Consider the following 22,338-nt stretch of genomic DNA (forward strand, 5'->3'; position numbering starts at 1 on the left):
ATTTTCTGAACCTAAAGCTATAACCTTGGGGCAACACTATAATAAAGCTTTCATATCTTTATATGTAGGAGTGTAGTAAACTAGAAAATAACTGGAAAGAAGGAGTGATCATTTGAAAGACAACATGAATAGGTTGTTTAAAGATCAACGGAGCGTCCATGTCCTTTATTCCTATAATGAAATAGAAAAATACATTGAACAGGCTGTTAATTATATAGAAGACGGCGTTATGGCGGGAGATTATATTATTTTCATTGAAAACGAACCTCTTTTCCGTTTAATTAACAAAGAGCTAAGAACGCGATTAACGGAAGATCAAATGAAGTTTGTGCATAGCGTAAACAACTACGATTTTTATTATTCCAGTGGCAGTTATCATCCTCCCGCAATCCTGGATTACTTTAATAAGATGGTAGAGCCGTACATTGAAAATGATCTCTCTTTCCGATCCTGGGCACATGTTGAATGGGCAACTATGAAAGACCCGCTGCATATTATTGAAGATTTTGAAAGAATCGTAGACGAGGCAGTAAGTTCATCTTCTTTTCCACTGATATGCGCTTACGAAGGGGAGAAAATGCCAGACCATCTTATAAAAATCCTGATGGAAACCCACCCTTATGTTCTAAAAGATGATAATTTCACCATCTCAAATGAATATCAATTAGCAAGTGGCCGAAAATAAAGGAAAAACGCTTAGGAGCCCCTAAGCGTTTTTTTATGTCTCTTTTTATTAAACAAGTAGAATTATTTCATGGGACTTCATTTAACTTTGTTACTCAATCTATAACTAAATCCTAAATTCAGCCTCTTCTTTCAAGATGCAGTTTTAAAAAGATTTTCTTTATATATAAGTGCGGTTTTAATAAATAATAAATTTCCTTCGTGAATGCCAGGCTTAAGAGGAACAGGAATACAATAATAAAATGTACCTTTGAGAGTATGGAAACGTCTGTAACCAAACTCATGTCTGGCCGCAGTTGGGCTAGGCTGATGAGCCATCTGAACAGCAATACTGGTTCGTACGCTATGCTGCTCGACAACACAATGGCAATGCCCGTTGCTGTGCTGGCAACCATAAGTGTTTTCACGACGACAAGCAGAAACCTTCCTGCCTTCGAACGCGTTCCTTCTTCTCTTGATGCATCGTATTGCCAAACGAGCCCCATCGCTACTATTGCCGCAACCGAATACGGATACACAATCCATAAAAAAAGTTGTATCAATTCCATCGCTCTCACCTCATACATATCTCACAACATGAACCCCATTTAACATTCTAACCGGGTAAATATGAAGTGACAGTGACAAAAGTCGCCGTATATGTCTAAAATAAGAACTTTTTCTTGGTAAGCCTTTAATGAATAAAGGAAATCACCTAATGGGTACTGCTGATGTACTCAATAATCCAGTTGACTCCATCATCAATTTCTAATACAGGGAGTGACAAACCCTGTAACATATTTGCCAACTCCGCATTTCGGCATAAAATCACCTGGATATTCTGCAGCTTTTCCACTAGCTCCAGGTCGCTCTCATCACGCAGGATGACAGCCTTAGGATATGGCTCATTTTTATAACCTTCTATCAAGATTACATCAGGCTTGAATAAGGTTAGCATGTCTATTTCTTCAGATAAAGACCATTTATCATTTTCAGCATGAATAACCATCCTGCCTCCCCCTTCTACAAGAGAGACAGATGCTCCCGCCTTTACATGCCTGTCGGAATCCTTCCCCTCAACAACTTCCGGCCTTCCGCCATGCCCATGATGTTTGACTGTCGCAACCTTCAGACCTTTTGCAGCCAGCTGCTGGATCAGTGATAGGCTTAGTGTCGTTTTGCCGCTGTTTTGGTATCCTGCAACCTGAAACAGCACCGGTTTTACCAAGGCCATTCACTGCCCACATGGTCCTCCAGCAACAGAACTTCCACCTCTGATCCTTCTTCAAAGCCTCTTGTACCGCCAGGAAGGATCATGAGGGAATTAGCTCCTGCAAGGCTCATGATAATATTCGATTTATCCAGGCCGCTAGGCGTCACTACTAGTTTGCCATTCTCGACTCTAAGAGCGCTCCTGACAAATCTAGTAAATGGATTTGCTTTAGGAAAGTTGGCATCAAGGATCGCTTTTTCCTTCCTCAAATGAGGCTGGTCAGTGTAGAGCATTGTCCTGATGATTGGACGAGCGAACAACTCAAAGCCAACATAGCATGCCGAAGGGTTTCCTGACAATCCAAACAATAATTTCCCATCAAGCTGCGCTACAGTTGTGACACTGCCTGGTCTCATCGCTACTTTATTGAACAATACCTCTGCACCCAGCTTAGCGTAGATTTCCGGCAGATAGTCGTAATCTCCAACGGAAACCCCGCCCGTGGTAATAAATAAGTCCACTTCCTCTATCGCTTTGCTTACTGCATCAAAGCATGTATCAAAATCATCAGGCAGCTGTCCAAAGTATTTCACTTCTGCTCCTGCACGAATAATTTGTGCGGATATCATATAGGAATTGCTGTTGCGGATTTTCCCTGGCTCAAGCGGTTCGTCGACATTAAGCAATTCAGTTCCTGTTGCATATAATCCGATTACCGGCTTTTTCGAAACAGGTACTTTGGCATATCCAAAAGTCGCCAGCATCGCCTGGATTCCAGGATTGATGAACGTGCCTTTTTTAACAAGCACTTCCCCTTCCCTCGCATCCTCACCGCGGTAGGAAACATTATCTCCTTCCTTATGCTTGCGCTTTGTTGTCATGTATTTTTTTCCGTCACGCTCGATTTCACTGGCCAATTCAAACATGACAACAGCATCAGCACCAACAGGCATCTGTGCTCCAGTCATAATTCTGACTGCCTGGAATGGCCCAAGTTCTTTATCCGTAAGCATTCCGGCACCGATATGGTCCACCACTTCAAATTCAACAGCGTTATCTTGAGAAGCTTCCTGTGTATCAACGGACCGGATTGCATATCCATCATACGGAGCTCTGTCAAAATGCGGTACATCGCTGGTCGCTTTCAAATCCTCTGAAAGATAGCGTCCATAGCTTTCATTGATTGAAACAAATTCAGTGGAGCCTATTTGCTTATGCTCCATCACTTTTTTAACTGCCTCTCCAATTGGAATAGGGTTTCTTTTCTCTAACATATAATCAGCTCCTATTACAGGCTTATCTTCTAAATTTACCCTTTTCATTATAAGAGTAATGTAAAAATGAAAACATAACAAACCTCACAGTATTCTCTCATAAAATCTGCCGAAAATATGTAGATTTTTTGTGAAGTGTGATGCGCATCACCAAGTAGTAAAACCATTTCCTTTATGATGAGTATGTAAACAGTATTAAATAATTTACTGGAGGTTTCTTATATGAAAATGCCTTTTGATCAAAACTCTTTAGTTAAAGATATTGTCAATATATTCCCGCAATCAAGTGACTTATTCAAGCAGAATAGACTGGATTTCTGCTGCGGCGGAAACCGTCCTCTAGCAGAAGCAGCTGGCGAACAGAACCTGGATATACCTGCAATCATGGCTGAACTCGAAGAGCTATATCGCAAGCATAACGGCGCTGCAGAAAGCATGGAGGTCTGGACAGAAACTAACTCTGGGGAGTTGATCGACCATATCAAGAACAAATACCACCGCGAGCTTGAAGAAGAATTGAAATTGCTCAGCCCGTATGTAACAAAGGTTGCAAAAGTCCATGGCGATCGCCACGAAGAGCTGTTGAAAGTCTATGAGCTTTTCTACGAGTTGAAGAAAGAGCTCCTGGAACATACAGCAAAAGAAGAAGCGACTGTCTTCCCGCTCTTACTGCAGCTCGATACTGCCAATGAAGAACAGCGGACCGAAATGCTCGCAGAAATCACAGAACTTGAGAAGGAACACGACCATGCAGGCTCCATCCTGAAGCAATTACGTGAAATCACTGCCGACTTCAATCCGCCAATGGATGCTTGCGGAACTTATCGCTTAGTATACAAACGACTGGAAGCATTAGAATCACATACGTTCATGCATGTTCACCTGGAAAACAACATACTGTTCCCAAGGTATATTGCATAACTATTTAAAAGACCTCATCCTTAACGAGGTCTTTTTTAGTTCCTTTTATAATCATTTTTAAAGTGCTATAAAGCCCCTGAGAACAGCCGCGCGAATGATTCCTTCGTTCGTTCCCAAAGCCCTCGCTTATGGTACTGGACCGGGCTGATTTTTTCGGAATCCTCAAGATCTTCTTCATAATGAGCCACAAGGTCCCTGATCGAACTTGTACCAAACAGGAAGACATTGACTTCAAAATTCAAATGGAAGCTCCGCATGTCCATATTGGCCGTGCCGATCGAGGCGATATTCCCATCAACGATGATGACCTTCTGGTGTAAAAAACCCTTTTTGTAGGAGTAGATTTCAGCACCGTTCCGCAGCAGTTCCGAAAAATACGAGCGACTGGCATATTGGGTCAGATAACTGTCATTGATTTCAGGCACCATGATCCTTACTTCTATCCCTTTGGCTGCAGCTACTCTCAGTGCCGTCCGGATCGCTTCATCAGGAACGAAATAAGGCGTGGCTATCCAGATCGACTTCGTTGCACAGGACATCATTGTGTAGTAAAAATCACTCATGATTCCCTGCTGTGTATCTGGCCCGCTTGGCACCACCTGGATCGCACCATCCAGTTCATTATCTTCATGAGGTTTTTTCTCGGCGCGATGGCTCTCCAGAACTCTCTCGCCGCTGATATATTCCCAATCAAGCAGGAAAACATTGTGTAGAGTATATACAGACTCTCCTGTCATCAGCATGTGAGTATCACGCCAGAAACCGATCTTTTCATCTTCACCGAGGTATTCGACTCCGACATTCAATCCGCCAACAAAGCCGATTTCTCCATCAATGACGACAATTTTCCTGTGATTTCGGAAATTGAATTTCTGGTTGAAGAATCCATACTTCAGCGGGGAAAACGGAGCCGCTTTTATGCCTGCATCCTGCATGGCCTTCAAATCTGTTGCCGCGATTTTCATGCTGCCTGCAGCATCAAAAATAAACAGTACCTCGACACCCTGTTGCGCTTTTTCAATCAGAATCTCGATGATCTCCTTGCCAAGCCGGTCGGACCTGAAGATATAATACTCCATATGAATGAACTTTTTAGCTTCAAGCAGTTTCTTTTTTATTTCGTCAAAAGTCTCGTCACCATTTTTCAGGATTTTCGCCCGGGAATTAGTAGTAATCGGAGTCAAGGTTGCATTCTTTGCATATTGCGCAAAACACTGCTGATTCTCGATCAAAAAAGAGAGGTCCCGCGAATCTTCCTTCCGCATCAGTTTTTCCCACTGATCACGATCTCTCGTACGCTTGCTTTTATACAAATAACCCTTCAAATACAACTGCCCTGAGAATAGGTAGAAGAAATAACCGCCCACAGGAAAGAGCAGCATGACATACATCCACATCAGCGTGTGCTGGGCCGAGCGGTTTTCAAGCATCAATGAATACATGCTGATAAAAATAATCACCGCATAAATCAATATGGCTGTTACTTTGACCGTCTGGCTATAATCAGTGAATAATACAATGTAAAAACACGCCATTAAAATAAATACAAATAAAAACTCAAGTCTTCTCTTTAGCATCCCAGTATACTCCAATAAATTTATAGTAGATTCATGTATACCCATAAATCAATTGTCCGGAAACATAGTATACCCGAATTTTCCAGAAGCCAGATACACAGAAGCGTGATGTGTTTCTAAGTATATTGTGTAATCGAGAGTTTTTGACGAAGTGGTGGCCACTGTGCATGCGTTACATATTGAGCAGCAATAAGAAAGCACTAAAAAAAGACCCCCGAAGGAGTCTTAACCGCCAATATAGGACATTTCGATTTTCTTTCTGTTCGCAACTGTTTCAGCCGTACGTTCATCGGAATAGCGGTCAATTCTATGGTTCCACACGTCCGTAATGCGTGAGCGAAGTTCATCATCTGAAGCACCGGCGCGCATGAAGTCACGGATATCGTGGCCATTGCCGTTGAACAGGCATGTGAAAATCTGGCCATTTGCAGACAATCGTGACCTTGTGCAACTTGAGCAGAATGACTCTGATACCGAAGAAATGAAGCCGACATTGATATCAGTACCTTTATACCGGTATTTTTTAGCGACTTCCCCGAAGTATTCCGGATCAACTGGTTCTAGTTCATAGTGCTCGCTGATTAAGTCATGGATCTGCTTCTTTGTGATGACATCATCCATTTTCCAGCCGTTCGTGCTGCCCACATCCATATATTCAATATAACGAAGCTCCAGGCCTTCCTTTTTGCAGAATTCAGCCATTGGAAGAATTTCAGAATCATTGAGCCCCTTCTTGATTACCGTATTGATTTTTACACCCAAGCCAGCTTTCTTAGCTGCTTCAATTCCTTTTAATACCGGTCCAACACCAACATTCCGGCCATTGATTTGACCGAACAGTTCATCTTTTAGACTGTCAAGGCTGATATTGACACGTTTCAGGCCTGCAGCATACAGCTCATCAGCATATTTTGGCAGCATTACACCGTTAGTGGTCAAAGCGATATCCTTCAACCCTTCAATCTCATTCAGCATTTTAACGAGAATTGGCAAATCCTTGCGCATTAACGGCTCGCCGCCTGTAAGCCTGATTTTTTCCACACCTAGTTCAATGAATAATTTGGCCACACGATCGATTTCTTCATATGACAACAGTTCACTTTTAGGCAAGAACGCAAAATCCGGCCCAAAAATTTCAGCAGGCATACAATACTGACAACGGAAATTGCATCGATCTATAACAGAAATACGCAAGTCACGGAGCGGTCTATTTAATTGATCTTTAATTATGTTTTTCACCATTATTGTCAACTCCAATTATAGAAGTTATGATTATTGACATTGTAACAGCAACAAAGATTGTTAACTGTTAATATTCTCACAGTAACATCAATAGCCCTCTATCAGAATAGTAGATTTCATCCTTATGTCTATATTACAACATAAAAACTGCCAGGATAGTGTTTTTATGAAGAATTGTCATCATGTTGTCATATTATCTAAAATAGAAAGCTGCATCAAGGATTCGATGCAGCTTTTAAAAGTTTATTTGCTTTTAACAGGGATTTCGCTGAACATGCCGACAAAGTTCTTGATTTCACCTGCTTCATTTTTTACAATGCTGATCGTGAGCCATTCCGGGTAAATGGTGCCGTTCTTCTTCATGTTCCAAATTTGCCCCTGCCAAAACCCACGCTCTTCTACAGATTTCCACATTTCCTTGTAAAACTCTTCTCCATGCTGACCAGATCGCAGGATGCGGGGATTCTTTCCAATGACCTCTTCTGCACTGTAGCCAGTTACAGTCGTGAAGGCTGGATTCACTTTTTCAATACTTCCTTTTATATCTGTGACCATTATTCCCTCTGCTGTGTGGTCAATGATATTTTTAGCAAGAATTAATTTTTCCTGATAGTACATCCAGATAACGATGATCAAGCTTGCCAGTGCCACCTGGGATAATGCCATGAAACCAATTGCGTAATGTCCGGTAAGATTAAAAAGGAATGCAAGCATTAGCGGAGGAAAAAAGCCTCCTAATCCGCCCATCGCTGAAACAATCCCGTTTACGATCCCCGCTTGCTTCGAAAAATAAAGCGGCACAAGCTTGAAGACAGTCCCATTTCCAATACCGGCACTGATTGCGACCGCGAGACAGCCAATTGTATACAGCGTCAATGAAGGTGTGAACGAAAGCAGAATACCCGAAATAGTCATTCCGGCAAACACCACCATTAGAATGACAAACGAGTTGAATTTATCACCCAGCCAGCCGCCAATTGGCCTGAAAAATGTTGCCAATGCAATAAAGCCTGCAGTCCTCAGTCCAGCATCTACTTTATCAAGTTCAAAATGCGATACAAGGAAATTCGGCAAATAGATTGTGAAAGCTACAAATGAACCAAAAGTTAAAAAGTAGAAAAGACTTAAAGCCCAAAGCTTTTGGTTTTTATATACGCTCTTGATTTGCTCTCCTAAAGGAGTAACGACCTTGGGCTCATTTTTGTCACCAAAGAAATAGTTAAGAAAAGCGAATGCTATAAGCAGGATCATAAAAAGTTTGACTGTTGGCTGCCAGCCGAACTGTGCTGCAATGGCAGGCGCCGAAAAGGTTGTAAGTGCTGTCCCAAGGTTTCCTACTCCATATATACCGTTGACGAAACCGTGGCGTTCTTTCGAATAGTACTTCGGCAGCGATGTTACACCTACAGAGAATATCGCTCCCCCGATCCCAACAAACAAGCCCCCTATTAACAAATCAGAATAGGAATCAGCGATACTGATGAAGTATACCGGTAACAGAAGGAATGCAAAGCTGATAAAGAACAATTTTCGTGCGCCATATTTGTTTGTCCAGTATCCAATCGGGATTCTCAGGATAGAGCCGAGGACGACCGGTATGGCAGTGGCCATCGCAATCTGGTTTGAAGTCAGCTGTATATCCTCTTTGATGAAGGGCATTAATGCCGATAAAATAACCCATACCATAAACCCGGCAACAAGACTAAGTGTCTGGAGAGGCAGTTGCACTTTTTGTGTTCTCATGATTTCCCCTTTCTTGCTTGCAAATATTTTTTTTGCTTTAAATACCGTACAGTTCCCTGGATAAATAGTAAGAAAAATCAAAACTGTTAGATATGATGAACTTCACACCTGCTACTTTGTTCAATAAACTGTCACAGATACTGCTAAACATCCAAAACACCAGTCTTCTTTTATCGATATAATAAACAGAGAGACCGACTTTGTTTCTAAAATGTGAACAAAACCGGCTTAGAATGTGACGAGATTTTGACAATTCCTTAATCAATATTTAGTTAACACTATCTCGGTGTTATTATTGTGCCAATAGAGATTATCCACGGATTTTATATAGAAGAGCAAAATCAAAAAAAAGGGTGATGACCATGCCAAACACAACTAAAGTAACTCATTCAATTGAAATTAAAGAATTACTCCAGTTTGCCGACCGGACGATCCAGGTACCTAAAGGTTCATACCTCTTCCAGGAAGGCATGGAGGCTGAGGAGCTTTATTTGATCCTGGGAGGCAAGGTCCAAATCAGCAAAGTCACCCAGGATGGCCGCGAGCTTGCCTTAAGAATCTGCGGAGAGAACGATATCTGCGGAGAATTGACACTTTTTACTGATGCACCTAAGTACCTCTTAAGTGCGCTTATCCTGGAAGATGCGAAAATTGCTGCAATCAGAAAAGATGTAATTGAAAAGGAAATTTTCCACAATCCGAAACTTGCGTTTGAATTCATGAAGTGGATGAGCGATCATTTCCGCAAAACACAGACTAAATTCCGCGACCTAGTGCTCAACGGTAAAAAAGGAGCATTATTCTCCACCTTGATTCGAATGACGAACAGCTACGGTGTCCATAAAGACACCGGCATTTTGATCGACTTGCCGCTGACAAACCAGGAGCTGGCTAATTTCTGCGGAACTTCACGCGAGAGCACAAACCGCATCTTGAATGACCTAAAGCGAGAAGGAATAATCTCGGTTAAAAAAGGAAAAATCCTTGTACATGATGTAAATTTTTTGCGCCAGGAAATCGGCTGCGAAAATTGCCCAGCAGTATTTTGTTCAATAGATTAACAAGAAGAGCGCAAACGCCTTGTTCAGACCCGACAAATAAAAAAGCGAGTGAATCCCATTTTGGATTCGCTCGCTTTTCTTGTTGAAAGTAATTCTGCCGAGATGGGAGAGCCTTCTTAGCTCTCCTGTTTTTGCTTTCTCAGTGCTTTAGGAATGTACACGCAGAATGGCTCGCTCTCCAAGTAATCACCTGTCATCGCATACGCTCTTGAGCGTGAACCTCCGCATACATGCCTGAACTCGCACACTCCGCATTTTCCCTTGTACTCGTCTGGGTTCCTCAATGACTTGAAGATAGGAGAATCTCTGTAAATTTCACCAAGCGGCTGTTCCCTTACGTTCCCTGCTTTTACAGGCAGCAGCCCGCTTGGGTAAACATCTCCAACGTGCGAAATGAAGACAAAACCATTGCCATCGTTTACACCTTTTGGTGCGCGTCCCAGACCGTCGATTGAGCCGGTTAATCCTTCCTTCGTCAGTGCGGTCAGATAATCGATTTCTTCTGTATGATCCTTTGCTTCACGCATTTTTTGCTGGATGACAACCCGGCGATAATGCTGGGCCGCAGTCGTTTTTATATCGAACTTAACCCTTTTGCTCAAATCATACAGCCACGTGAAAACTTTTTCATGCTCTACCGGAGAAATCATGTCTTTTTCTTGGCCGCGTCCTGTCGGAACAAGGAAGAACACACTCCAAAGAACACAATCCAGGTCTTCAACCATCTTTGCCATTTCATCTAAATACTCAATATTATATCGTGAAATTACAGTATTGATCTGGATCGGAATTTCCAACTCATGCAAATACTTGATTCTTTCCATCGTTAAATCAAAAGAACCTGCCGTACCCCTGAAGTGGTCGTGGACTTCTGCAGTTGGTCCGTCAATGCTGAACGCCCAGCGGGACAGCCCAACTGACTTCGCCTTTTCTATCGCTTCCTTCGTCACATTCGGTGTCGCGCTTGGAGTCATCGAAACACGCACGCCTTTTTTCACCGCATACTCTGCGATATCAAAAACGTCCTCCCTCATCAACGGGTCCCCACCCGTGAACACAAGCATCGGATTATTCATTTCATATATTTGGTCAATCAGCGCTTTCCCTTCTTCAAAGGACAATTCACGCGGATCTCTTCTATATTGTGCTTCCGCACGGCAGTGCAGGCATTTTAATTGGCAGGCTCTGGTAAGTTCCCAAATCACAATGAATGGGTCTTTGTTAAAATCTCTTTCAAACATCATTGGCGCCTCCTTAAGTACTTCTCTATAAAAGAAGTATATAAGTGTTTTCACCATGATTAAGTGAACTAACTCACATAAATAGAGACTGAATTGCCATTTTGTATGACAATTTTGTGACTTGACTCTCAACAATAGAAAAAAGCAGCAGGATGGTTACCTGCTGCTTCTGGATTATATCTTAATTCCCAACGACTTAATCCCTTACGCCTAAAGCAATTTTCGCGTAGCGGGACATCATGTCCTTAGACCAAGGCGGGTTGAAGACGATATTAACTTCTGTATCTTTTACTTCTGGAAGGTCGGCAAGAGCCAATTTAACCTGCTCAACGATCGTACCTGCAAGCGGGCAGCCCATGGACGTCAATGTCATTGTCACTGTCGCAAGTCCTTCTTCGTTCAAATCCACATCATATACAAGCCCTAAATTAACGATATCGACGCCAAGTTCAGGGTCAACGACCATCTCAAGCGCACCCATCATGCTATCTTTTAATTCTTCATCCATCGGTGAACACTCCTTTTTATTGCTGTAACCTATTACTATCATAACAATGATTTGTACCCATTAAAAGCAGAAAGCCATTAGATATGCTTTTCAAACCATTTCGCCGTTGCCTCAACACCAGCATTTGAAACATTGTGTCCGGCATTTTCATCGGTGATGAATTCAAGCATTCCCTCATAGTTTTTCCTGTTTTGCTCGTAAAAATTATATGCAGAATGATATGGTACAACCGGATCTAATTTTCCATGCCAGAATAAAAGCGGACGTTTGTTCAATTTTTCAGGCTGCAGGCTTAAATCATAATGTTTTAACTGATTTAGCAAGCCTGATATTTGTTCCTGGGATAACCCTATCTGAACATTTCTTTTTTCCATTTCGTTCAGCTGCCATAGTGCGAACTCCTCATATGAAGGATTCCCCATCAGGCTGACACCTGATTTTATCCACTCATACTTGGCCAGTGCACCAAGTGTCGTAATTCCGCCCATCGATGTACCGGCAACACCGATTCTCGCTGGATCCACCAGACCTTCCCCAACCAACTCCTGCCTGATCGTCGAAAGCTCCTCAATAGATGTGATGACGATTTCCCAAAAGCGGAAGCTAAGCTCAGCTTCAGACAATCCTTCACCGCGAGTTCCGTGATATTTCGCCTCTGGCATGATGACCCTAAAGCCTTTTTCGGCAAAAAGGTAAGCGTAATGCATATTACGTTCTTTTGTACTCGTAAACCCATGCAGAAAAACAATCAAAGGCATTCTATCTGAAAATTGCTTTTGTTTTACAATATGGAGAACGGGAATATGTTCTATGCGTTTCTTCTCGACTAATATCAATGATTAACCCTCCAAAAGCGAACGGGAGAATAAATTTACCGCTCTTTAAACTATCTAAAATGATTTTTTTACATTTTATATGTAAAATGGTTACCATAGTGGTTATAAGACCAATTAACCATAATCCAATATATGTATTGTAGAACTCTTACGAAAAAAGAGCCAATCATACGCATATCATATTTGAAAGCGTAAGCGCCTTGGTCAGCCCCGACAAGCGGTGGAGGGCTGACCGGTGAAGTCGTTCTTTGACTTCATTGGGCGGACCGAAGCGACTCGAGGGGCTAGGCGCTGGAGCTAGACAGTGATCTTAGTACAAAAAGAAAACATACTTATCTTATTAAGAAAAAAATAGTGTTAAAAAAGGAGTATTTATGGCTGAAAAACATTTAATTGCATTAGATCTTGATGGAACTTTACTTACAGATGATAAAACGATTTCTGAAAAGAACAAGCACGTGATTAAAAAAGCACGGGAAGCAGGCCATGTTGTCATGATTGCTACAGGCAGACCATTCCGTTCCAGCGAGATGTACTACCATGAGCTTGCACTTGATACGCCAATCGTCAACTTCAACGGTGCATTTATCCATCATCCGCTTGATAGCAGCTGGGGAGTACACCATTCTCCGCTTTCAATCGATGTGGCAAAGGATATCGTCGAAGCACTCGATGATTTCAAGTTCTACAATATCATTGCCGAAGTAATCGACGATGTATATGTACATTATCATGATGAAAAATTGATGGACATTTTTAATATGGGAAATCCGAATATCACGACTGGCGATTTAAGAAGATATTTGAAGACATCTCCCACTAGTATGTTGATTCACTCTGATGAAGAGCATGTCCGTAAAATCCGTAACCATCTGTCAGAAGTCCATGCCGAAGTGATCGACCATAGAAGCTGGGCTGCTCCTTTCCATGTCGTCGAAATCGTTAAAAACGGCTTGAATAAAGCAGTTGGCTTAAAGAAAGCATCAGAATACTTCCAAATTCCTGCTGATCGCATCATTGCTTTCGGCGATGAGGATAATGATTTGGAAATGCTCGAATACGCTGGGCGCGGAATCGCGATGGGCAATGCCGTCGACGAAGTGAAAAACATCGCCAACGACATGACATTGACAAACGAAGAAGATGGCATTGGCGTTTATTTGAACGACTTGCTTAATTTGAAAGCTCTATAAAATACACAACTGTCCGATAGGGAAGCTCTATCGGACAGTTTTTCATTGATTCCCCCTGTGTTTGTACGTTAGAAGGGCTCTATCGGACATTTTTCCGTTGATTCCCCCTGCGTTTGCCCGTTAGAAGGGCTCTATCGGACATTTTTCCGTTGATTCCCCCTGCGTTTGCCCGTTAGAAGGGCTCTATCGGACATTTTTCCGTTGATTCCCGCTGCGTTTGTCCGTTAGAAGGGCTGTATCGGACATTTTTTCGTTGATTCCCCCTGCGTTTGTCCGTTAGAAGGGTTCTATCGGACATTTTTTCGATATCTTCCGTCTTTATATCCGATAGCAGACTCTACCGACACCCTCCCCATATTGCTAATCATTGCATGCACATTCCAAAATTGAACTTGCATCAAAACTGATTGTTTTTATGTCAAAAGAGCATACTATAAGCGAAGCGGCGTTATAGCCTGTTTCAAATTCGCTCGTAGATGGAGGGGTAAAACGATGGGTAAAAGCAATAAATCCAAGCGTTTTGTACAGCAAGGGGTAGATACTGTCTCCAAGCATGATAACCGAATCCCTTACCACACCACTTATGCCGAGGCTGAAGCACAAAAGATGGCAAATGTCAGAGAGTCCTCTTTAGGGGGAATTTAAATGGGAAACAGGCTTTTTCAGGAAGCTAGGAAGGCTGTCCAGTTAGCTCAGTCTGCAGAGCCTGCGGAACAGTCTGCAGCCATCAACACAGCTAAAAATGCTCTGTCATCAGCCTATGCCAATACGACAATGGCTGAAAAAGAGCAGCTTCGGTCATTTCAGGACGAGCTGAATTCAATTGAAAGCAAGTAAAAGTAAAAGCTGGCGAGATTCCGCCAGCTTTTGCTTTGTTAGTTATTTGGATTAAATCTTTCGAGCAGAACTGGATACGTATGGATGATTTCACCATCCTTGCTGAGTTCATACAAATTAAGAATGAGAGATCCATTTTGCGGAAGCTTGCTTTCAGGTATGGATACGTCCAGTGTGAAAGGCTTCCATTGCGGATACTTTGCATCAGGGACTACTTCTGTTTCGGCAACCAGCTGGTTATGACCATCTTCAACTGTATAATAAAACTTCCCATTGATTGGCCTGGCTTCACCCTTTATTTTATAAATCCCCTTGCCGCCCTCTGAAACAACACTTTTAAAAACGGGATTCTCCCCAGGAATATACATTGTCTTTGTATCTGTAAGCAGCTTTTTGTCCCCAACCGGCTTGCCGTTGACACTGGTTGCTGTTAATTGTGCAGTGACGGTATATTCCCCTTCTTGGACTCTTTTACCAGCACTGAAGTAGTCCCATTCTTCTACCCATTTCATTTTTTCCTGCGGTTTCAAGGTCAATGTTTCAAAAGCCTGGGCAAAAGACTTTCCTTCTGAATATTGATATACCTTCTGATTATTTCCGTCCTCAACAGTAATTTCGTATTTTTGAGAGGTTGGGAATTCAAACGATAACTCTGTACTTCCCTGGTTTTGCAGGACGATTTCAAACTCAGCTTTCTCAGGACCAGCCACGGGGTCAATGTAAAAACTGTATTCCAGACTTGCTTGTGACTGTTTTTCTTCTCCAATCGCCAGGACAGGTGCCACGGCCATCAGCAGCAAAATGATCAACAAACTGATCTTCCTCATTTACCAAACCTCCACTTCAGTGATTACTCCTTTCGGAAAAAACCGAAAATCCCAGCTGTCTCTACAATATTGGTGAACGCATTAGGATCCACTTCTTTGATAATGTGTTCCAGGTCATATAATTCATACCTTGTCACGACAATGATAAGCATTTCTTTCTGCTCTCCTGAAAAAGCTCCCTTGGCAGGCAGCAGAGTGATGCCGCGCACAAGTTTGTCATGGATGGCCATCTTTAATTCATCCGACTTCTTCGTAACAATCATCGCCGTCAGTTTCTCATGGCGAGTATGGATGGCATCAATTAGCCGTGTGGACACATACAGAGCGACAAGAGTATAAAGAGCGTTTTCCCAGCCGAATACAAAGCCCGCTGTCATTATAATGATGCCATTCAAGGTAAAGAAATATGTACCAACCGGACGATCATTCATTCGTGACAGGATCATTGCAATAATATCCATTCCTCCTGTGGAAGCCCCCCATTTCAAGGTCAGCCCAACGCCTAATGCGGCAATGACTCCCCCAAAAACGGCATTCAGCAGAATATCACTCGATACTTCTTTTACCGGTATGATTTCAAGAAAGAATGATGAAAGCAGAACGGAGATAAAACTATAGAGTGTGAATGATTTCCCAACTTTCATCCAGCCAAGGATTGTCACCGGAATATTCAATAGCAGCAGAAGAATCCCTGTAGAAATATTAAATGGCGCAAATTCACCAAGTATGCTCGAAACGAGCTGTGCGATTCCGGTAAAGCCGCTGGCATATACATTTGCAGGTATTAAAAAGAAGTTCAGCGACAAAGCATTCAAGAATGCACCGATCACCACGATGATGATTTTTTTTGTTTCCAACCAGACCATGTAAATCCCCCTTATTCTTTTCTATTCTTCCTGTACCCCTATTTTGCCGAAAATCACTATAATTAATTGTCTTTTTCCCATATTCCCTATAAACTATTACATATATAGGTTGAAAGCAGGTGAATGTAATGTCAGTAAAAATCATGGCTGATAGTGCATGTGATTTGCCATTGAGTTTTTATGAAGAAAATGATGCGATATTGTTCCCATTGAAGGTCCAAATTAATGGCAATGACTATGAGGACCTACGAACAATCCAGCCCAAAGAAGTGTACGATCAAATCCGCGCTGGCAACCTTCCAAAAACCTCACAGGTCTCTCCTGCTGGTTTTAAAGAAGTTTTCACGGAATTGGCCGAGAATAAGCAGGATGGAATATACATAGCTTTCTCTTCACAGTTATCAGGAACATATCAGACAGCTGTCATGATTGCCGAGCAAGTCAAGGAAGAATACCCTGACTTCAACTTGTCGATCATCGATACGAAATGTGCTTCCCTTGGATATGGACTAGTTGTTATCGAAGCAGCACGGATGGCGAAGGTGAATTTTTCAAAAGAAGAAATCGTTGAAGCTGTCCAATTCCACAGCCAGCATATGGAGCATCTATTCACTGTAGATGACCTTGATCACCTTGCTAAGGGTGGACGCGTTTCAAAAGCTTCTGCATTCGTAGGCGGCCTGTTGAATATCAAGCCGCTGCTTAATGTCGAGGATGGGAAATTAGTTCCAATTGAAAAAATCCGCGGAAAGAAAAAGCTTCTTCGCAGAATTATTGAAGTTATGAAGGAACGAGGCGAGGCTTTTGAAAATCAGGTTGTCGGCATCAGCCATGCAGATGATTTTGAGACGGCCACTGAAATGAAGAATATGATCCTTGAAGAGCTTCATGCAAAAGATGTTTTCATCACTTCGATTGGTGCAGCTGTAGGCTCCCATACCGGACCTGGTACAATTGCAATTTTCTTCTTAAATAAACTGCCATCTTAATTTACATACTCCTTTCAGGTTTTAGGGAAAATAAAATGTACCTAACCTGAAAGGAGTTTTTTATATGCCACATACATCTGATAACGATAAAAAAGCAAAGGACAACAATGCCCTTCGCCATGAAAAAAATATGATGCGCGAAAAGAACCGCAAAGCAGGCAAGAATCAATATTCGAAGAAAACAGATCATCTATAAGAAAAGCGCAAGCGCCTTGTTCAGCCCCGACAAGCGCTGGAGGGCCTGACAGTGAAGTCGCTCTTTGACTTCATTGGCAGGGCCGAAACGTCTCGAGGGGCTAGGTGCTCGCGCTAGACACTAATCTAAGTGAAAAATTTATACTTTCTTATACAGTAAAAAAATAGAGCCAACCGGCTCTATTTTTCTTTTTTATATGTCCAGTTATTTTCCTGATAGATCTTTCCTTCCTTCATGAGCCTTCCCATTGCCCGCTTGAAGGAGCCTTTGCTCATGCCGAAACGTTCCTGAATGTCCTCCGCCATGCTCTTGTCATGGTAAGGCATTGCGCCATTACGGAGCTCTAGGTATTCCATAATCTTTTCGGCATCTTCATCCAGTGCTTCCTGCTTGCGCGGCAAAAGCGAGATATTGACCGAACCATCCGGTTTTACGTCGATGATCCTTCCCTCTACTTTCTGGCCAATACGAGGCTCAGTCCGGCGCTGCGATTCGTGGATGAAGCCTTTAAAGCCTTCAGCAGTAATCATCCAGCTTCCTACCCTTGCCGTCCGGTAAATATAGCCATGGACATTCTTGTTAAAATCACTTCTCGTAGCCTTGACGGAGATTTCCTGAATGACAGGGTCAGTTGCCATTCGTGCATAAATCATATTGTTCCGATTTACTCGTAGCGTGATATAAAGCAAGTCCCCTTCTTGTGGCCAAACTGATTTTACGACCGGCAAGTCTTCCTCACCTAACAAAACATCCTTACTGATACCGATATCAAGGAATATGCCGATACCTTCCTTAACATCAACGACAGGTACCCACTCATAGTGGCCTACCTGGACTTTCGGTATAGTTGTTGTCGCTGCAAGCCTTCCTCTTGATTCAACAAATAGAAAAACCTCTACCTTATCTCCTTCTTCAAATGTCATGTCCGTATCATTGGAATGGAGCAGCACATCCTCTTCTCCGTCCGTTAAAAAGTAGCCGAAATCAACAATTCTTGCTACGGTCAGCTCCAAAGTCTGACCTGTATATTCGCTCAAGGACATAAAATCCCTCCTGCCTTGTTATTAACATCTTACCCAAAGAGCTAAAGCTCTAAATTACGTAAAGTTGTTTGAACTGCTATATTTTACTATAATGAAAGCAAAAGCGAAAGCGCCTTTGACAGTTCTTTGTCTTCTGGCGCAGCAAAATTTCTCTTAATCCGGAGGTTAGCCATGTCTAAAGAGAGCTCATTTGATATTGTATCCAAAGTTGAAATGTCTGAAGTCACAAATGCAATCAGCATTGCAATGAAAGAAATCCAGAACCGTTACGATTTTAAGGGCAGCAAAAGTGATATTTCACTTGATAAAGAAGAACTTGTCCTGATTTCCGATGATGAATTTAAGCTTGACCAGTTGAAGGATGTTCTATTCAGCAAAATGATCAAACGCGGCATTCCAATAAAGAATTTGGACTACGGGAAAGTCGAACGTGCATCAGGTGGTACGGTTCGGCAAAAAGCCAAGCTCGTACAAGGAATCGATAAAGAAAACGCCAAGAAGATTAATACACTTATAAAGAACAGCGGCTTGAAGGTCAAGAGCCAGGTTCAGGATGACCAAGTTCGTGTCACAGGCAAAAACCGTGATGATCTTCAAAAAATCATTGCTGCAGTAAAAGAAGCAGATCTTACAGTAGATGTGCAATTCGTGAATTATCGTTAAAAAAGAGCTAAAACTAATATAATAATGTTGGGTAAAAGCGGACTATGAGAGCATGGTCCGCTTTTGTTTTATCAAAATTCATGAATGGTTCACAAACCGCCTACGGTATTATCCTATTTACACGTTACAATTAATGTATTGATCTTAGATGTGACATTAGTTAGTAAAGGATACTTGTTTTGATAAAACATTCACAAATCCTTCACAAAGTACTATTGGATTTCCCCTATTTTCACGTTAATATACCAGTAGGGGTATAAAACACATAAATTTCTCAACCGAAAGGATGACAATACAATGGGTAAAAAAATCGTAATCGTTGGCGGCGTAGCAGGTGGCGCAACTACAGCAACTAAGCTTAGAAGACTTGATGAACAAGCTGAGATCGTTCTTTTTGAAAGAGGAGAATTCATTTCTTTCGCTAACTGCGGACTGCCTTATCATATCAGTGGTGTTATCGAAGATCGTAAAAAGTTACTTCTTCAAACTGTTGAAGGCATGAATGCACGTTACAACCTGGATATTCGCAATTTCTCTGAAGTGACTGCAATCAACCGTGAACAGAAAACCGTTTCTATCAAACATGTTCAAACTGGTGAAGAATACACAGAAAGCTATGACGTACTAGTGTTATCACCAGGAGCGAAACCAATCGTTCCTCCAATTGAAGGTTTGAAGAGCGCAAATGTATTTACACTAAGAAATATTCCGGATATGGATAAAATAAAAGCATACCTTGAAGACAATAAACCAAATAGTGCAGTGGTAATCGGCGGAGGCTTTATTGGCCTGGAAATGACAGAAAACCTTGTCCATGCTGGAGTCAATGTAACTCTAGTAGAGAAATTGCCACAGGTAATGGGGCCGGTTGATCCAGAAATGGCAGCAATCGTTGAAGAAGAGTTGAGAAAGAATGGCGTTGAGCTGATTCTCGGTGACGGTATCACTGACGTTCAAGAAAACGGCACAAAAGTTGTTCTTGAAAGCGGCAAGGTCCTTGATTCAGAATTGATCATTCTGTCAATCGGTGTTCGCCCAGAAAACAAGCTTGCAGCTGACTCTGGCCTTGTGCTTGGAGAACGCGGCGGCATCAAGGTAAATGAATACCTGCAGACATCTGATGAATCAATTTATGCAATGGGTGACGCCATCGAGGTTACTGACTATATCAATGGTCAGCCTACCATGATTCCGCTAGCATGGCCTGCAAACCGCCAGGCGCACATTGTCGGACACCATATCAATGGACGTAACATTGCATATCCAGGTACATTGGGTACTTCTATCGTTAAAGTATTCGAGTTGACTGCTGCAACGACTGGTAACAGTGAAAAGCTATTGCGCAGACTGGGCATTCCATATGAAGTCGTTCATATTCATCCGCTATCTCATGCTGGTTACTATCCTGGCGCAGAGCAAATCTCTCTTAAAGTCATTTTCGACAGAGAGACTGGCAAGATCTTTGGTGCCCAGGCAGTCGGAAAAGATGGAGTTGACAAGCGCATTGACGTCATCGCAACTGCGATTAAAGGCGGATTGAGCGTCTATGACCTTCAAGAGCTTGAACTTGCATACGCACCACCATTCTCTTCTGCAAAAGACCCAGTGAACATGGCTGGTTATGTAGCTTCCAATATTGTTGACGGTACGATTGAAACTGTCCAGCACTATGAAGTTGACGAATTGCTCCAGGACGGCGCATTCATGATTGACGTCCGTACCGAGAAAGAGCATGCAGATGGCAAAATCGAAGGCTCAAAGAATATTCCGCTTGATGACCTGCGCAATCGTCTGGATGAGTTTCCAAAAGATGAAACAATCCTGATCACTTGCCAAGTCGGTTTGAGAGGTTACCTAGCTTCCCGAATCCTTCAGCAAAACGGCTTCAAAGTCAAGAATCTGACTGGCGGTTACAAGACTTATTCAATCTTTAAAAATAAACTACAATAGTTTAAATGAAGCGGCTTTCAAATATAAGGGGCCGCTTTTTTTGTTTGTGTCGACTTCTGCATTTTCCCTTTTTTCGCTTCTCTACACTTTTTGGGGTAATGCAGAGCTTCTGCTTTTACCCTTTTTCGCTTCTCTGCACTTTTTGGGGTAATGCAGAGCATCTGCTTTTACCCTTTTTCGCTTCTCTACACTTTTTGGGGTAATGCAAAGCTTCTGCTTTTACCCTTTTTCGCTTCTCTGCACTTTTTGGGGTAATGCAAAGCTCCTACTTTTCCCCTTTTTGGTTTCTCAACTCTTTTTGGGGCAATGCAAAGCTCCTGCTTTTACCCTTTTTGGTTTCTCAACTCTTTTTGGGGCAATGCAAAGCTCTTGCTTTTCCCCTTTTTGGTTTCTCAACTCTTTTTGGGGCAATGCAAAGCTCCTGCTTTTACCCTTTTTCGCTTCCTACCAACTTTTCGGGCAATGCAGGTGTTCTGTTTTATCGTTTTCAGCGCCCCGGTCAATGCACTCCCATGATTAAAAGAAGGAATTTCCATGTTTTTAATCTGGTTTTTTAAGGAATTTAATAAATGTTGATTTATATTAAAGGAGTGAATTGTTCTATGTCTAATGAAAATAAAAAACAGGGCTTTCCGCCCCAGCACCAAGACCATCAGCCTGGTACTGAGCCGGAAATGAACCCTGAGCCGAAGTCAGTGGATGATAATTATAAGGGATCAGGAAAACTGGATGGCAAAGTGGCCTTGATTACTGGAGGCGACAGCGGTATCGGCAAATCGGTTGCCATCTATTATGCGAAAGAAGGCGCAGATGTAGCGATTGTCTATCTAGAGGAAAGCAATGATGCGCAAACAACAAAGGAGCTCGTTGAAGCTGAAGGCCGGAAATGCCTGCTGCTTGCTGGTGATATCGGCAGTGAGCATTTCTGTGAGGAAGTGACGAAGAAAACTCTTGATGAGTTCGGGAAAATTGATATTCTGGTCAATAACGCAGCTGAGCAGCATCCGCAAAAAAGCTTGCTCGATATCTCTGCGGATCAGCTGGAGAAGACGTTCCGCACGAATGTATTTTCCATCTTCCATCTTACAAAGGCTGTCCTTCCACACTTAAAGAAAGGCAGCACCATCATTAATACTTCTTCTATAACTGCATATAAAGGTCATGAGAAGCTGCTTGACTACTCATCGACAAAAGGGGCTATTGTTTCGTTTACACGTTCTCTTGCCATGTCCCTTGCGTCACAGGGCATTCGAGTCAACAGCGTCGCTCCTGGTCCGATTTGGACTCCGCTCATTCCTTCCACCTTCACTGCTGAAGAAGTAGCGAAATTCGGAACGAACGCGCCGATGGGACGAGCCGGGCAACCATATGAGCTGGCACCCGCATACGTCTATCTTGCTAGCGACGACTCCACTTATGTGAGCGGACAGACAATACACGTAAATGGTGGCACTATCGTGAATGGCTAAAACAAAAAAACTGCACCTCCATTCCA

23 protein-coding genes are annotated in these 22,338 nt (G+C 42.5%); 11 read left to right on the plus strand and 12 right to left on the minus strand.

All coding sequences use genetic code 11. The features are described from left to right. Positions 1-112 precede the first annotated feature (112 nt). Positions 113-685, plus strand: coding sequence for an MEDS domain-containing protein (locus tag J7E32_RS15010; RefSeq protein WP_214908722.1), 573 nt, complete (start codon positions 113-115; stop codon positions 683-685). 118 nt (positions 686-803) lie between these two features. Here the strand turns inward: J7E32_RS15010 and J7E32_RS15015 are convergent, their stop codons facing one another. The 3 genes from J7E32_RS15015 to J7E32_RS15025 form a co-directional block, all read right to left on the minus strand. After that, positions 804-1,232, minus strand: a complete 429-nt coding sequence (locus J7E32_RS15015) for a respiratory nitrate reductase subunit gamma (protein ID WP_214908724.1) — start codon at positions 1,230-1,232, stop codon at positions 804-806. A gap of 146 nt (positions 1,233-1,378) precedes the next feature. Continuing rightward, the gene (gene mobB, locus J7E32_RS15020; protein ID WP_286183284.1) at positions 1,379-1,897 is read right to left on the minus strand and encodes a molybdopterin-guanine dinucleotide biosynthesis protein B; all 519 of its coding nucleotides are present in this window, start codon (positions 1,895-1,897) and stop codon (positions 1,379-1,381) included. Then, complete coding sequence (locus J7E32_RS15025; RefSeq protein ID WP_214908726.1) at positions 1,885-3,150, minus strand: molybdopterin molybdotransferase MoeA; 1,266 nt, start codon at positions 3,148-3,150, stop codon at positions 1,885-1,887. Before J7E32_RS15025 ends, mobB begins: the two co-directional genes overlap by 13 nt. 222 nt (positions 3,151-3,372) lie before the next feature. On the opposite strand from J7E32_RS15025, the gene ric reads away from it, so the two are divergent. Beyond that, on the plus strand, positions 3,373-4,071 hold the full coding sequence (gene ric / locus J7E32_RS15030) for an iron-sulfur cluster repair di-iron protein (protein WP_214908732.1): 699 nt from the start codon (positions 3,373-3,375) through the stop codon (positions 4,069-4,071). A 65-nt stretch (positions 4,072-4,136) separates the two neighbouring features. Here the strand turns inward: ric and cls are convergent, their stop codons facing one another. The 3 genes from cls to J7E32_RS15045 form a co-directional block, all read right to left on the minus strand. Beyond that, positions 4,137-5,648, minus strand: a complete 1,512-nt coding sequence (cls, locus tag J7E32_RS15035; RefSeq protein ID WP_214908739.1) for a cardiolipin synthase — start codon at positions 5,646-5,648, stop codon at positions 4,137-4,139. A 225-nt stretch (positions 5,649-5,873) separates the two neighbouring features. Beyond that, positions 5,874-6,890 (minus strand): GTP 3',8-cyclase MoaA, encoded by a 1,017-nt coding sequence (moaA, locus tag J7E32_RS15040; protein WP_286183285.1) that lies wholly within the window; start codon positions 6,888-6,890, stop codon positions 5,874-5,876. Positions 6,891-7,133: 243 nt separating this feature from the next. After that, positions 7,134-8,633: a nitrate/nitrite transporter gene (locus tag J7E32_RS15045; protein ID WP_214908741.1), complete on the minus strand. Its 1,500-nt coding sequence runs from the start codon at positions 8,631-8,633 to the stop codon at positions 7,134-7,136. A gap of 362 nt (positions 8,634-8,995) precedes the next feature. On the opposite strand from J7E32_RS15045, the gene J7E32_RS15050 reads away from it, so the two are divergent. Beyond that, positions 8,996-9,694 carry a Crp/Fnr family transcriptional regulator gene (locus J7E32_RS15050; RefSeq protein WP_214908996.1) on the plus strand — a complete coding sequence of 233 codons (699 nt, stop codon included), beginning with the start codon at positions 8,996-8,998 and terminating at the stop codon, positions 9,692-9,694. Between the two features lie 116 nt (positions 9,695-9,810). Here the strand turns inward: J7E32_RS15050 and J7E32_RS15055 are convergent, their stop codons facing one another. The 3 genes from J7E32_RS15055 to J7E32_RS15065 all read right to left on the minus strand — a co-directional run bounded on the left by J7E32_RS15055 (position 9,811) and on the right by J7E32_RS15065 (position 12,279). Next, complete coding sequence (locus J7E32_RS15055; protein ID WP_214908749.1) at positions 9,811-10,938, minus strand: TIGR04053 family radical SAM/SPASM domain-containing protein; 1,128 nt, start codon at positions 10,936-10,938, stop codon at positions 9,811-9,813. A gap of 193 nt (positions 10,939-11,131) precedes the next feature. Next, positions 11,132-11,443: a metal-sulfur cluster assembly factor gene (locus tag J7E32_RS15060; RefSeq protein WP_214908751.1), complete on the minus strand. Its 312-nt coding sequence runs from the start codon at positions 11,441-11,443 to the stop codon at positions 11,132-11,134. A 77-nt stretch (positions 11,444-11,520) separates the two neighbouring features. Beyond that, a complete protein-coding gene (locus J7E32_RS15065) occupies positions 11,521-12,279 on the minus strand; it encodes a prolyl oligopeptidase family serine peptidase (RefSeq protein WP_214908753.1) in 759 nt (252 codons plus the stop codon). A gap of 374 nt (positions 12,280-12,653) precedes the next feature. Here J7E32_RS15065 and J7E32_RS15070 point away from each other — a divergent pair, with 374 nt between their 5' ends. From J7E32_RS15070 to J7E32_RS15080, 3 genes are all read left to right on the plus strand, one after another. Next, a complete protein-coding gene (locus tag J7E32_RS15070) occupies positions 12,654-13,472 on the plus strand; it encodes a Cof-type HAD-IIB family hydrolase (protein WP_214908755.1) in 819 nt (272 codons plus the stop codon). A gap of 492 nt (positions 13,473-13,964) precedes the next feature. Then, on the plus strand, positions 13,965-14,117 hold the full coding sequence (locus tag J7E32_RS15075) for a hypothetical protein (protein WP_023615320.1): 153 nt from the start codon (positions 13,965-13,967) through the stop codon (positions 14,115-14,117). Further along, entirely contained in the window at positions 14,118-14,309 is a 192-nt protein-coding gene (locus J7E32_RS15080) for a DUF3813 domain-containing protein (RefSeq protein WP_041967316.1), read from the plus strand. Between the two features lie 38 nt (positions 14,310-14,347). Here J7E32_RS15080 and J7E32_RS15085 read toward each other — a convergent pair whose 3' ends face one another. Both J7E32_RS15085 and J7E32_RS15090 read right to left on the minus strand, forming a co-directional pair. After that, positions 14,348-15,136 carry a BsuPI-related putative proteinase inhibitor gene (locus J7E32_RS15085; RefSeq protein WP_214908757.1) on the minus strand — a complete coding sequence of 263 codons (789 nt, stop codon included), beginning with the start codon at positions 15,134-15,136 and terminating at the stop codon, positions 14,348-14,350. Between the two features lie 23 nt (positions 15,137-15,159). Continuing rightward, a complete protein-coding gene (locus tag J7E32_RS15090; protein WP_214908759.1) occupies positions 15,160-16,002 on the minus strand; it encodes a YitT family protein in 843 nt (280 codons plus the stop codon). A gap of 128 nt (positions 16,003-16,130) precedes the next feature. Here J7E32_RS15090 and J7E32_RS15095 point away from each other — a divergent pair, with 128 nt between their 5' ends. After that, positions 16,131-16,991, plus strand: coding sequence for a DegV family protein (locus J7E32_RS15095; protein ID WP_214908760.1), 861 nt, complete (start codon positions 16,131-16,133; stop codon positions 16,989-16,991). A 64-nt stretch (positions 16,992-17,055) separates the two neighbouring features. Beyond that, positions 17,056-17,187 carry a DUF3941 domain-containing protein gene (locus J7E32_RS15100; RefSeq protein ID WP_071976845.1) on the plus strand — a complete coding sequence of 44 codons (132 nt, stop codon included), beginning with the start codon at positions 17,056-17,058 and terminating at the stop codon, positions 17,185-17,187. Between the two features lie 179 nt (positions 17,188-17,366). Here the strand turns inward: J7E32_RS15100 and J7E32_RS15105 are convergent, their stop codons facing one another. Continuing rightward, positions 17,367-18,230 carry a CvfB family protein gene (locus tag J7E32_RS15105; RefSeq protein WP_214908762.1) on the minus strand — a complete coding sequence of 288 codons (864 nt, stop codon included), beginning with the start codon at positions 18,228-18,230 and terminating at the stop codon, positions 17,367-17,369. A gap of 171 nt (positions 18,231-18,401) precedes the next feature. Here J7E32_RS15105 and J7E32_RS15110 point away from each other — a divergent pair, with 171 nt between their 5' ends. From J7E32_RS15110 to J7E32_RS15120, 3 genes are all read left to right on the plus strand, one after another. Beyond that, positions 18,402-18,893: a YajQ family cyclic di-GMP-binding protein gene (locus tag J7E32_RS15110; protein WP_023615327.1), complete on the plus strand. Its 492-nt coding sequence runs from the start codon at positions 18,402-18,404 to the stop codon at positions 18,891-18,893. 297 nt (positions 18,894-19,190) lie between these two features. Beyond that, the gene (locus tag J7E32_RS15115) at positions 19,191-20,843 is read left to right on the plus strand and encodes a CoA-disulfide reductase (RefSeq protein ID WP_214908764.1); all 1,653 of its coding nucleotides are present in this window, start codon (positions 19,191-19,193) and stop codon (positions 20,841-20,843) included. 602 nt (positions 20,844-21,445) lie between these two features. Further along, the gene (locus J7E32_RS15120) at positions 21,446-22,312 is read left to right on the plus strand and encodes an SDR family oxidoreductase (RefSeq protein WP_214908766.1); all 867 of its coding nucleotides are present in this window, start codon (positions 21,446-21,448) and stop codon (positions 22,310-22,312) included. Positions 22,313-22,338 lie beyond the last annotated feature (26 nt).

It is taken from the genome of Bacillus sp. ISL-55 (genome assembly GCF_018613155.1).
Taxonomy (GTDB): domain Bacteria; phylum Bacillota; class Bacilli; order Bacillales; family Cytobacillaceae; genus Mesobacillus.

Excerpts from the sequence above, each read along its gene's own strand:
- J7E32_RS15120 (WP_214908766.1), top strand. The coding sequence starts at position 21,446 with ATGTCTAATGAAAATAAAAAACAGGGCTTTCCGCCCCAGCACCAAGAC.
- moaA (WP_286183285.1), bottom strand. The coding sequence starts at position 6,890 with ATGGTGAAAAACATAATTAAAGATCAATTAAATAGACCGCTCCGTGAC.
- J7E32_RS15095 (WP_214908760.1), top strand. The coding sequence starts at position 16,131 with ATGTCAGTAAAAATCATGGCTGATAGTGCATGTGATTTGCCATTGAGT.
- cls (WP_214908739.1), bottom strand. The coding sequence starts at position 5,648 with ATGCTAAAGAGAAGACTTGAGTTTTTATTTGTATTTATTTTAATGGCG.
- J7E32_RS15025 (WP_214908726.1), bottom strand. The coding sequence starts at position 3,150 with ATGTTAGAGAAAAGAAACCCTATTCCAATTGGAGAGGCAGTTAAAAAA.
- J7E32_RS15085 (WP_214908757.1), bottom strand. The coding sequence starts at position 15,136 with ATGAGGAAGATCAGTTTGTTGATCATTTTGCTGCTGATGGCCGTGGCA.
- J7E32_RS15070 (WP_214908755.1), top strand. The coding sequence starts at position 12,654 with ATGGCTGAAAAACATTTAATTGCATTAGATCTTGATGGAACTTTACTT.
- J7E32_RS15080 (WP_041967316.1), top strand. The coding sequence starts at position 14,118 with ATGGGAAACAGGCTTTTTCAGGAAGCTAGGAAGGCTGTCCAGTTAGCT.
- J7E32_RS15090 (WP_214908759.1), bottom strand. The coding sequence starts at position 16,002 with ATGGTCTGGTTGGAAACAAAAAAAATCATCATCGTGGTGATCGGTGCA.
- J7E32_RS15050 (WP_214908996.1), top strand. The coding sequence starts at position 8,996 with ATGCCAAACACAACTAAAGTAACTCATTCAATTGAAATTAAAGAATTA.
- J7E32_RS15115 (WP_214908764.1), top strand. The coding sequence starts at position 19,191 with ATGGGTAAAAAAATCGTAATCGTTGGCGGCGTAGCAGGTGGCGCAACT.
- ric (WP_214908732.1), top strand. The coding sequence starts at position 3,373 with ATGAAAATGCCTTTTGATCAAAACTCTTTAGTTAAAGATATTGTCAAT.
- J7E32_RS15060 (WP_214908751.1), bottom strand. The coding sequence starts at position 11,443 with ATGGATGAAGAATTAAAAGATAGCATGATGGGTGCGCTTGAGATGGTC.
- J7E32_RS15100 (WP_071976845.1), top strand. The coding sequence starts at position 17,056 with ATGCCACATACATCTGATAACGATAAAAAAGCAAAGGACAACAATGCC.
- J7E32_RS15110 (WP_023615327.1), top strand. The coding sequence starts at position 18,402 with ATGTCTAAAGAGAGCTCATTTGATATTGTATCCAAAGTTGAAATGTCT.
- J7E32_RS15105 (WP_214908762.1), bottom strand. The coding sequence starts at position 18,230 with ATGTCCTTGAGCGAATATACAGGTCAGACTTTGGAGCTGACCGTAGCA.
- mobB (WP_286183284.1), bottom strand. The coding sequence starts at position 1,897 with ATGGCCTTGGTAAAACCGGTGCTGTTTCAGGTTGCAGGATACCAAAAC.
- J7E32_RS15055 (WP_214908749.1), bottom strand. The coding sequence starts at position 10,938 with ATGATGTTTGAAAGAGATTTTAACAAAGACCCATTCATTGTGATTTGG.
- J7E32_RS15015 (WP_214908724.1), bottom strand. The coding sequence starts at position 1,232 with ATGGAATTGATACAACTTTTTTTATGGATTGTGTATCCGTATTCGGTT.
- J7E32_RS15075 (WP_023615320.1), top strand. The coding sequence starts at position 13,965 with ATGGGTAAAAGCAATAAATCCAAGCGTTTTGTACAGCAAGGGGTAGAT.
- J7E32_RS15045 (WP_214908741.1), bottom strand. The coding sequence starts at position 8,633 with ATGAGAACACAAAAAGTGCAACTGCCTCTCCAGACACTTAGTCTTGTT.